The organism is Streptococcus sp. HMSC072C09 (genome assembly GCF_001813105.1).
In the GTDB taxonomy this organism is placed as follows: Bacteria; Bacillota; Bacilli; order Lactobacillales; family Streptococcaceae; genus Streptococcus.
Map to the genome: position 1 here is coordinate 76622 of NZ_KV811489.1, position 11467 is coordinate 88088.

Annotated in this window: 5 protein-coding genes; 4 read left to right on the plus strand and 1 reads right to left on the minus strand. The window is 46.3% G+C overall.

Features of this window, described 5'->3' with window-relative positions; all coding sequences use genetic code 11:
* The first annotated feature begins 263 nt into the window (after positions 1–263).
* Positions 264–2009 (plus strand): ABC transporter ATP-binding protein, encoded by a 1746-nt coding sequence (locus tag HMPREF2893_RS03640; RefSeq protein WP_070674415.1) that lies wholly within the window; start codon positions 264–266, stop codon positions 2007–2009.
* A complete protein-coding gene (locus tag HMPREF2893_RS03645; RefSeq protein WP_061590967.1) occupies positions 1999–3867 on the plus strand; it encodes an ABC transporter ATP-binding protein in 1869 nt (622 codons plus the stop codon). The genes HMPREF2893_RS03640 and HMPREF2893_RS03645 overlap by 11 nt, the downstream gene beginning before the upstream one ends.
* Before the next feature lie 274 nt (positions 3868–4141).
* On the opposite strand, the gene HMPREF2893_RS03650 is transcribed toward HMPREF2893_RS03645, so the two are convergent.
* Positions 4142–4624: a glutathione peroxidase gene (locus HMPREF2893_RS03650; RefSeq protein WP_070674417.1), complete on the minus strand. Its 483-nt coding sequence runs from the start codon at positions 4622–4624 to the stop codon at positions 4142–4144.
* A 159-nt stretch (positions 4625–4783) separates the two neighbouring features.
* On the opposite strand from HMPREF2893_RS03650, the gene rexB reads away from it, so the two are divergent.
* On the plus strand, positions 4784–8050 hold the full coding sequence (gene rexB / locus HMPREF2893_RS03655; RefSeq protein WP_070674420.1) for an ATP-dependent nuclease subunit B: 3267 nt from the start codon (positions 4784–4786) through the stop codon (positions 8048–8050).
* Positions 8047–11467 (plus strand): helicase-exonuclease AddAB subunit AddA (gene addA, locus HMPREF2893_RS03660; RefSeq protein ID WP_070674423.1); only part of this gene is annotated, 3421 nt, incomplete at its 3' end. The genes rexB and addA, both read left to right, overlap by 4 nt.

Consider the following 11467-nt stretch of genomic DNA (forward strand, 5'->3'; position numbering starts at 1 on the left):
CACTGCGTCTTGCTCGACAATCCAAAAATAATTGGGAGGCTAGGACTTTTGTCCCAGCCTCTTTTGTACTGGATAAACAGAAAAACGGATGCTGTCTAAAAATCTTGCATTTTTTTGCAATTTAGGTTACAATGAAGACTATAAAAAATGCGTAATCCCTAGGGTCTTTCCCTCAGGGAATTTTGTGTGTTTTGACCTATTTTCGATGGAAAGAAGCTTTGCTTCTACCGCAGGAAAAAGTATGAATAACATTGGAGGTAATAATGATTCGATCCTTAATTTCCGAGATCAAAGAATTCAAGAAGCCCTCGATTTTGGCTTCCTTGTTCATGGTCTTTGAAGTCATGTTTGAGATTTCGATTCCCTTTGTCATGGCGAGTCTTTTGGACCAAGGTGTTCAACAAAGAAACATGAACAATATTTTGTTTTACGGTGGGCTCATGCTGTTCTGTGCCTTTCTCTCCCTCTTTTGTGGGATGCAGTCTGCCCGTTATGGCGCCTATGCATCGGCTGGTTTTGCCAAAAACCTTCGTCGGGCTATTTTCAAAAAGGTTCAAACCTTCTCATTTGAGAATATTGATCAGTTCTCATCAGGTGGGTTAGTCACTCGGATGATGACGGACGTAACCAATGTGCAAAATGCCTATCAAATGGTGATCCGGATCTGTGTACGGGCACCGCTCAATTTGATCTTTGCCATTGTGGCTTGTTTCTTGATCAATCCGGAAATGGCCATGATCTTTGTCTATGTGACCATCTTTTTGGCAGCTGTCTTAAGTATCATCATGAAGATTGTTTATCCACTCTTCACAGAAGTATTTGAAGCTTATGACAATCTCAACAACAGCATTCAAGAAAACATCACCAATATGCGGGTGGTGAAGTCCTACGTTAAGGAAGCAGATGAAACCGTTAAATTCAAAAAAGCTTCACGCCGGATTTATAACATGTTTATGAAGGCTATCCGTGTCGTTGTCTTGAGTAGCCCAGCTATGATGCTTTCCATGTATGCTTCTTTCCTTTTGATCTCTTGGATTGGGGCTCATCTGATCGTTGGTGGCCAACTCTCCACTGGGAATCTGACTTCTATGTTTAGCTACACCATGACCATTCTCATGTCGCTCATGATGTTTATGATGATCTTTGTCATGTTGTCGATTTCCATGGCCTCTGTCGAGCGGATCAATGAAGTCTTGACGACCAAAACGACGATTGACTCTCCAGAAAATGGGATCAAAGAAGTTGCTGATGGCTCCATCAACTTTGAGGATGTGACCTTTGCTTATACCGATGAAAATGGCGACAAGACCCATGTCTTACAAGGGATTAATCTTTCTATTCGTTCAGGGGAAGTGATTGGTATCTTGGGAGGAACAGGATCAGGAAAATCAAGCTTGGTGCAGTTGATTCCTCGTCTCTATGATGTCGAGTCTGGTCGGGTGACAGTAGCAGGCCACGATGTCAAAGAATACGATCTTGATTCCCTTCGTAAGCAAGTGGCCATGGTTCTTCAGACCAATGTCCTTTTCTCTGGTACGATTAAAGAAAATATGCGCTGGGGAAATAAAGATGCGACGGATGAAGAGATCATCGCAGCTTGTAAGATTGCCCAAGCCGATGAATTTATTCAAGATTTCAAAGAGGGTTATGACACCATGATTGAGCGTGGGGGATCCAACGTCTCCGGTGGACAGCGCCAACGTCTTTGTATTGCGCGTGCCCTTCTCATGAATCCGAAGATCTTGATCTTGGATGATTCGACTTCAGCGGTCGATACCAAGACAGATAGTTTGATCCGTCAAGGATTGGCAACCAGCTTGAAAGAGACTACCAAAATCATCATTGGTCAACGGATTTCCTCTATTCAAGATGCAGATCGCATCATCGTGATGAATGATGGCCAAATCGATGCCATCGGTCGTCACGAGGAATTGCTTGCGACCAATGCCATCTACCAAGAAGTATACGAAATGCAAACACAAGGGAAAGGAGAAGCAGATGAAAACTAAGAAAAAAGCAAATCTAGGCTCTATCCTTCGCCTGCTCGACTTCCTTTGGAAAAACTACAAGGTGTCCTTGATTGTTTCCTTTATCTTAATCATTCTATCGTCACTTGCGACGGTCAATGTGACAGCTTCGATTCAGTCCTTGGTCGACGTCTATGTGGAGCCCATGCTGACAAGCAATAGCCATGATTTCGGACCGCTCTTGTCCTTCTTAACACGGGTCGGTTTGATCTGTTTGATCGGGGTACTTGCTAACTATGGCTTTACCTTGATTATGGCGACCGTTTCACAAGACTCACTTAGAAGTCTTCGAAATCAGTTGTTTGCCCGTATGCAAAAACTGCCGGTACGTTACTTTGATACCCACCAACACGGGGACATCATGTCTATCTATACCAATGATATTGATGCTCTTCGCCAAGCGATTGAACAATCCATTCCTCAACTTTTATCCTCAGCAATTACCATCCTTGGGGTAACGATTACCATGCTGACGGTTAGTCCACTCTTGTTCTTGATTGTTCTCTTCATGGTTATCGTCATGGTCTTTATCATCAAGGATGTTTCTGGCAAGTCAGGTCGTTACTTCGGCGCCCAACAAAAGAACTTGGGGATTGAGAACGGCTTTATTGAAGAAATGATGTCTGGTCAAAAAGTGGTCAAGGCCTTTGTGCATGAAAGAGAAAGCATTGAGGATTTTGACCGGATCAATGACCAACTCTTTGAGTCTTCCTACCAGGCTAACCGCTATGCCAATGTCCTCATGCCCATTCTTGGGAACTTGGGAAATGTTTCCTTTGTTCTAACAGCCTTGATCGGGGGCCTCTTTGCGCTAAACGGCGTCGGTGGTTTAACCATTGGTGGTCTTATGGCCTTTCTGCAATTGAACCGTTCCTTCACAGGTCCGATTGCCCAGGTCTCTCAACAATTGAACTTTGTCCTCATGGCCTTGGCTGGTGGAGATCGTGTCTTTGATCTCTTGGACGAAGAAGAAGAAGTCGACCAAGGAAAAGTGACGCTGGTCAATTATGAACTGGTCGATGGAGAAATGGTCGAAACCGATCAGAAAACCAATAAATGGGCTTGGAAACACCCACGTCCAAATGGGGATTACCAGCTTGTCAAGATGGTCGGAAATGTGGTCTTTGATGATGTTGATTTCTCTTATGATGGGAAGAAACAAATCCTTCATGGCATCAACTTGTACGCGGATAAGGGTCAAAAAGTGGCCTTTGTCGGAGCGACTGGTGCAGGAAAGACAACTATCACCAACTTGATCAACCGCTTCTATGACATCCAGTCAGGAATGATCACTTATGATGGGATCGATATTAAATTGATTGAGAAAGATTCTCTGCGTCGTTCCCTCGGAATCGTTCTTCAAGATACCCACTTATTTACTGGTACGATTGCGGAAAACATCGCTTATGGCCGTGCTGATGCAACACGGGAAGAAATCCTTGAAGCAGCTCGGATTGCCAATGTGGATTCCTTTGTCAAGCACTTGGATCAGGGCTATGAGACAGTCTTGACGGATGATGGGGCTGGTCTATCAAATGGTCAACGACAATTGATCGCCATTGCCCGTGCAGCCCTTGCCAATGCGCCTGTCTTGATTCTGGACGAAGCGACGTCTTCCATTGACTCACGGACAGAGAAGATGGTGCAAGAAGGGATGGACCGCTTGATGGAAGGTCGGACTGTCTTTGTTATCGCCCACCGTCTATCGACTATCGTCAATTCCGATGTGATTATGGTAATGGACCACGGACGTATTATCGAGCGAGGCAACCATGCTTCCTTGATGGCAGAACGTGGCACCTATTACCGCCTGTACACCGGTGGACTTGAAATTGATTAATAATAAAAAAGCTTGAGCGTTGGCTCAGGCTTTTTTGGCTTATGGATAATGACTTCTTAGAAACTTTCCTTAGGTGAGTACGGACGTTAGGTGAAATTATCCAGTGGATGATTTCAGCAATCCAGGAAGTTCCATGACTAATTATTGAGCCTAAGGTCTCAATAATTCCGAGTGCCTGAAACGTTATTGTTTCAGGCACTTTTCTCACAGCGGAAAGTCTCGAAAATAAATAGCCATTCATCAAAAATCCTGACTACACTTTCAGGCTTTTTGCTTATTTCTCAAGTAATTCTTGGATCAAGTCTTCCATGGCAGCTGGTTCTGTTTTGGAGGAGAAGCGTTGGACGACTTGTCCTTGTCGGTTGATGACAAATTTTGCAAAGTTCCATTCGATGCGTTTGCCCAGTGGTCCGGTTGCTTGGCTTTTGAGCCAGTCATAGAGTGGAAGGGCTTCTTTACCATTAACCTTGGCTTTAGCGAATCGTGGGAAGGTGGTCTGGTAGTTGAGGCTACAGAAGCTATTGATTTCTTCTGCAGTTCCTGGTGCCTGCCCCATGAATTGGTTACAGGGAATGTCTAGGATTTCAAGCCCCTTTTCCTGGTAGCGCAGGTAGAGATCTTGCAGTCCTTGGTATTGCGGGGTCAAGCCACAGCCTGTTGCTGTATTGACCACGATGAGGACCTTGCCTTGGTAGTGGGAAAGGGGAATCTCCTCTCCTTGTTGGTTTTCTAAAGAAAAATCATAAATGCTGGTCATAGGTGGTATCCTTTCTGTCTCTTCAACTTTTATTGTAGCATAAATCTCCTAATATTGGGCCTAGAGGAGCATGACTTCTTGCTTTAGTCCCTCCTGTGAAAATGATATAATAAGAAGATAACAAGCTCTCAAGAAAATGCCAAAAGGAGAACGGATCGGATGAAATTACTCTATACGGATGTTCGGACCCCCTTGACCCAGGTCCTGACACAAGAAGCCGTAGGGTTAGTAGAACAGGGCAAGCGTGTGTTTTACATTGCGCCCAACTCTCTTTCCTTTGAAAAAGAAGCCAAGGTCTTGTCCTATTTAGAAGGTCAGGCTTCTTTTGCCATTACCGTCACGCGCTTTGCCCAAATGGCTCGTTATTTCATCCTGAATCAGGTTTTTGAGGAGCAACCCTTAGATGATATCGGTCTCGGCATGTTATTTTTTAAAGCTCTTTCCCAGATGAAGGAGCAGGATCTTAAAGTTTACGGGGCCCTGCGTAAGGATCCTCAGTTTATCCAGCAACTGGTCCAGCTCTATCATGAATTGCAGACAGCCCAGATGGATTTTACAGATTTGGAGTTGCTCGAGGAAGCTGAAAAAAGAGAGGACCTCTTGGCGATTTTTGAAGCAGTCTCTGAGATGCTGGTCCAGCACCGGTATGAATCCCAGTCCAAGATGGCCTTTTTCCTCAATCAGGTCGAAGAAGGGCACTTGGAAGAGCAATTACAGGATGTGGCGATTGTCGTCGATGGCTTCACGCGTTTTTCTGCAGAAGAAGAGGCCTTGATTGGTCTCCTTCACCGAAAAGGAGTGGAGATTGTCATTGGGGTCTATGCCAGTGAAAAAGCTTATCGGGCAAGTTTTAGAGAGGGCAATCTTTACCAGGCCAGTGTTGACTTTCTCCTCCAGCTGGCAAAGACATTTGAGGTACAGCCTCAGTATTGTGGGCAAGCGATCGAAGACTCTTTTAGTCGTATTACCCGCATGTTAGAAGCGCGATACGATTTTTCACAAGTGGAAAATGAGCTGGAGGACCAAGATCGAACAGCTATCCAACTCTGGCAAACCAATACGCAAAAAGAAGAGTTGGAATTTGTTGCCAAATCCATCCGTCAGCGTCTTCATGATGGGGCACGCTATCGGGATATTCGGGTCTTGCTAGGCGATGTAGAAGCTTATCAACTGCAACTCAAGACCATTTTTAACCAGTATCAGATCCCCTTTTATTTGGGACGAAGTGAAGCTATGATCCACCATCCCTTGATTCAGGTCATTGAATCGCTAGGGCGGATCAAGCAGTTCAATTACCAGACAGAAGACGTCATCAACTTGTTAAAAACAAGTCTGTATAGTGATCTGACGCAAGAAGAAGTCGATGCTTTTGAGCAGTACCTTCGCTTTGCGGAAATTAAAGGTGCTACAAAATTTCACAAGCCTTTTACTAGCAATCGTCAGGGCAAGTTTAATTTGGAAAAGCTCAATACTCTCCGAGAACGCGTCGTCGAACCTCTAGTCCCTTTCTTTTCACAGCGCAAACAAAAGGTGACCCATCTCTTAACCGCCTTTACAGAATTTCTGCAAGAGGCCCAGCTTTCTCAGAATCTCCAAGCTTTGATAAAGGATCTAGCCTTGGAGGAGCAGGAGCGCTATGACCAGGTCTGGAAGGCCTTTCTCCATGTCTTAGAGGAGTTGAACGTGGTTTTTGAGGACCAAGAACTGACAGTGGATGACTTTTGGGCCCTCCTCTTATCGGGGATGCAATTGTCTCAATACCGGACAGTTCCTGCTACGGTCGATGTGGTGACAGTTCAGTCCTATGACTTGATTGAACCCTTGACAGCGCCTTATGTCTACGCGATCGGGCTGACCCAGGAGCGTTTTCCAAAGATTGCTCAAAACACCTCTCTGCTCAGTGAAGAAGAGCGCCAGCAGCTCAATGAGGCTACCCAAGAAGGAGCAGAGCTCCAGGTGGTGACCAGCGAAAATCTCAAGAAAAATCGCTTTGTGGCAGTTTCGCTCCTCAATGCGGCGACCAACCAACTGGTCCTATCGGCTCCTAGCTTAGTCAATGAAATGGAAGATAGTGTCTCTCCTTACCTTGTCGAATTGACCAAGAAACCTATTGCCATCGAGTGGACGACCAAACAAACCCAAGCCTCGAGTGATGACATCGGGACCTACCGAGCCCTCTTAGCGCGCGTGATCGAACTCCATCAAGAAGAAATTACGAGTGAATTGTCTCCTGAAGAAGCCAGTTTTTGGGCTGTGGCGGTACGGGTCTTGCGCAAGAAATTAGCCGCTGAAGGCATCCAGATTCCTCAAATTTCAACGGAATTAAAGAGCCGTCAGCTTCAGTCGGATACGCTTCAAGCGCTCTATCCAGAGGGCAAAGCCTTGACCTTATCCGCTTCTGCCTTGAATGAATACTACAAGCACCAGTATGCCTTTTATCTGCGCTATGTCTTGGGTTTACAAGAAGACGAAACTATTCGGCCAGACGCTCGTAGTCATGGGAATTTCTTGCACCGGATCTTTGAACGGGTCTTAAAAGATGGCTCCGATCAAGCGTTTGATCGGCGTTTAAACGAGGCGATTCGAGAAACCAGCCAAGAAGCAGAGTTTCAGCAATTGTATGGAGAAAATGGAGAGACCGAGTTTATTCGCAACTTGCTTCTTGATACTGCGAAAACAACGGGGCGGGTCCTCGCCCAGCAAAATGGCATTGAGACCATCGGTGAGGAGACCCTCTTTGGGGGAAGCACCCACACCTCTTATCCATTGTCCGATGGCCGTCTCCTGCAGCTACGAGGCAAGGTGGACCGTATTGATCAATTGAGGGATCGGGGAGCCCTCGGAGTCGTGGACTACAAGTCTAGTCTGACGCAGTTCCACTATGACAAGTTCTTTAATGGACTGAATTCTCAATTGCCGACCTATCTTTCTGCGATTCAGGATTTGAAGGAATACCAAGAGGAGCAGGGGATTTTCGGAGCCATGTATTTGGAAATGGGAGATCCTGTAGTGGATCTGAAAAAGACCAAGACAGTAGAGGATGCCATCAACCAAACCATGAAAAGTCAACAGTACAAGGGGCTCTTTATGGCAGATCAGGCGCCTTATCTGGGCGAGGCCTATGATAAGAATAAGGCTATGATGCTGAGTAAGGAAGAACTGGACTTGCTCCTCTTGTACAACGCTTATCTTTATAAAACAGCAGCAGAAGGGATTCTCAAGGGGCAATTTGCCATCAATCCCTATAGTGAAAATGGGCGCAATATCGCACCATTCGTGGAGCAGTTTAAATCCATCACAGGATTTGAAGCGGATCGTCACCTAGGTCAGGCACGGTTCTTGACCAAACTAGACCAAAAAGGAATACGCGGTGAAAAGGTGAAAGCTGCTTGGATCGAGAAGATGAAGGAGGTCTTGAACAAATGATCAAACAAGCATTTTTGACAAGAGAAGAAATCAAGGCCCTTCAGGCCCAAGAGGCAGCCTCTACTAAAGAGCAAAAGCGGACACCGGAACAGATCGATGCCATCTATAGTTCGGGGACCAATATCTTGGTGTCGGCCTCTGCTGGTTCGGGGAAGACCTTTGTCCTGGTGCAAAGGATTTTGGATCAGATCCAGCGAGGCATTTCGATTAAGGAGCTCTTTATCTCGACCTTTACGGTCAAGGCAGCAGGGGAGCTCAAGGAGCGTTTGGAAAGTGAACTTGGAAAAGCCCTGCAAGCGAGCGATGACCCAGAGCTCAAACAACATCTGGCCCGTCAAATCGCAGATGTTGCCACTAGTGATATCGGAACCATGGATTCCTTTACCCAAAAGGTCCTAACGCGCTATGGCTATTTGCTTGGGTTGACACCCCAGTTTCGGATTTTACAAAATGCCAGTGAGCAACGTCTCTTACAAAATGAAGTCTTTCAAGCTGTTTTTGACCGCTATTACCAAGGGGAAAATCAAGAAGCTTTTGTCCAGATGGTCAAGAATTTCACGGGACAGCGCAAAAATTTGACCTTGTTTAAAGAGCAGGTCTACCAGATCTATGATTTTCTTCAGTCGACCAGTGATCCAGAGAAATGGTTGGAGGAGCATTTCCTAAAAGGTTATGAGGAGACTGATTTTGAACAGGTTGAAGGTGCTCTGATGGAGAGCATCCAGCAGGCCCTTTATGAGGCAGAAAGCTTTTTTGCCTTTCATTTGTCCAATGAGGGCCAAGCATTTGGCAAGGCCAAATATTTGGAAGCGGTGCAAGAGGTGCTGGATCAGATTGGAAGCCTCACAGAGCGCCCTAATAAAGCGCAACTGACCTCTGTCCTAAAGGCAGTCGTGGCGATTAGTCGAGCTTCAAATGGGGGAGCCTTGACCAATAGAGCTCGTAAGGAAGAGTTGAAAGAGTTAGTCACGGCTTATAACCAGGATAAAACCATACATATCAACCGCCTCAGAGACTTGGACAATCAGCTCTATCAGCTGGAATTTCAACAAACCTTCCACCAAGAAGAAGGCCCCATGCTCTCCTTGCTCCGGGACTTTATCAGAGACTTTGCTCGCGCTTATCTGGAGCGAAAAATCCAAGAAAAAGCTTATGAATTTGGGGATATCAGTCATTTTGCCATTCAAATTTTAGAGCAATTTCCAGAGGTGAGACAAGCCTTTCAAGAGCGTTATCATGAGGTCATGGTCGATGAGTACCAGGATACCAACCACACCCAAGAGCGGATGTTGGACTTGCTGTCAAATGGCCACAATCGCTTCATGGTGGGGGATATCAAGCAATCCATTTACCGCTTCCGTCAGGCGGATCCACAGATTTTTAATGATAAATTTAAAGCCTACCAAGAAGAAGGGGCGAAAGGGCGGTTGATTCTCCTCAAGGAAAATTTCCGGAGTCATGTGGAGGTGTTGGACGCGACCAATGATGTCTTTCGTCATTTGATGGACGAAGAGGTGGGCGAGATTGAATACAATCAAACCCACTATCTGGTCGCAGGAAGCGATAAGCAGCGGATGGCCTTGCCTCAACATCGGGCAGAATTTTTGCTTTATGATGGCACCCAAGATCAGGAAGAAAAGACCGAAGACGAGGAAGCTCCTCTTGGAGTCGAGACGATTTCCAAGGGAGAAATTCTCCTGGTTATCAAAGAAATTTTACGTCTCCATCGGGTGGAAAAAGTGCCCTTTAAAGAGATCACGCTCTTAACGGCGACTCGAACGCGAAATGATGCGATACTGGAAGCCTTTGACCAGTACCATATTCCGATTGTGGCAGATAGCGGACAGGCGCATTATCTTGAGTCACTGGAAGTGATGGTCATGTTGGATACCTTGCGGACCATTAACAATCCCTTGCATGATTATCCCTTAGTAGCCCTCATGAAATCCCCCATGTTTGACTTTGATGAAGATGAGTTGGCACGGATTTCCTTGCAGACCCTTCCAGAGCAAAAGCAAATGGCCTTCTACCACAAGGTCCAGTTAGCCCTTGAAAAGACTGCAGAGCAGGCACGATTGATCGATGCCAAGCTCTCAGCTAAAATCGAGAACTTCCTCAAGGTTTTATCCACTTGGAGAGCTGCTGCTAAGACCTCTTCGCTCTATGATTTGCTGTGGAAAATCTATGAGGATCGCTATTACTATGACTATGTCGGCGCCCTTCCAAATGGCGCCAAGCGACAGGCCAACCTCTATGCCTTGACGCTTCGAGCCAATGATTATGAAAAAGCCAGCTTTAAGGGCTTGTCGCGCTTCATTGCCATGATCGACAAGGTGATCGAAAATGAACACGATTTGGCCAGCGTCCCTCTTGCAGCACCAAAAGATGCCGTCCAGCTCATGACCGTCCATAAGAGTAAGGGGCTGGAATTCAAGTATGTCTTTATTCTCAATATGGACAAGGCCTTTAACCGTAAGGATCAATCGGGGCCGATTATCCTCAGCCGTCAAAAAGGGATTGGCTTTAAATACATTGCCAACCTGCCAGTTGAGACCGAAAATCCAGCCGCTCCTGAAAGCATCCGCCTGCAGATCGAAACACCTTGCTACCAAGGCAATGTGGAAGAAACAAAATTAGCCACGATTTCAGAGCAGATGCGTCTTCTATATGTTGCTATGACACGGGCCGAGCTCAAGCTCTATCTGGTCGGAAAAGGTAGCGAGGACAAATTGCGTGATACCGATTGGGGGACCAGTCGCAATGGCAAGCTGGATCCGGAAAAACGAAAAGAATGGACCTCTTATCAGGACTGGCTCTTTGCTATTCAAGATGTGTTTGCCAAGAATACCCTGGCTTATGACACGCGTTTTGTGACAGATGAAGACCTAACACCGGATCAACTGGTGCCTATAGAGAAAGAGCAGGATTCCCGCCTGGATCAGCTCAAGGATGTCCGCCAGTCAGAGGATATTCGTCGGGCCTTGGATATCTTGGAAAATGTTGATCGGCTCAATCAGCTCTATGCTCCGGCCATTCATTTACCAATTGTTCGTACACCAAGTCAGATCAAGAAATTCTACGAGCCGGTCATGGATGCCAATGGCGTCCAGATCATGGATGCGAAGACTATGACGCCTGACTTTGAGCTGCCAACTTTTGGTCAAGAAAAAGCCGTGACAGGAGCCCAAGTCGGTAGTGCTGTCCATGAACTCATGCAGCGCGTGCCTCTTGGAGAAGAAATCACGCTGGATACGCTGCATCAAGCCTTGGAGCAAGTTCAAGCAGAGCCAGCGGTCAAAGCCCGCATCAAGCTAGAGACCATCCTTGCTTTCTATGAGACCCCTTTGGGGACCTTGCTTCAAAAAGAAGCCTCTCGAGTCCGGCGCGAAGCTCCCTTTGCCATGCTGAAGAAAGATC

Coding starts and splice junctions, on each gene's coding strand:
- HMPREF2893_RS03640 (WP_070674415.1), top strand. CDS start 264: ATGATTCGATCCTTAATTTCCGAGATCAAAGAATTCAAGAAGCCCTCG.
- HMPREF2893_RS03645 (WP_061590967.1), top strand. CDS start 1,999: ATGAAAACTAAGAAAAAAGCAAATCTAGGCTCTATCCTTCGCCTGCTC.
- HMPREF2893_RS03650 (WP_070674417.1), bottom strand. CDS start 4,624: ATGACCAGCATTTATGATTTTTCTTTAGAAAACCAACAAGGAGAGGAG.
- rexB (WP_070674420.1), top strand. CDS start 4,784: ATGAAATTACTCTATACGGATGTTCGGACCCCCTTGACCCAGGTCCTG.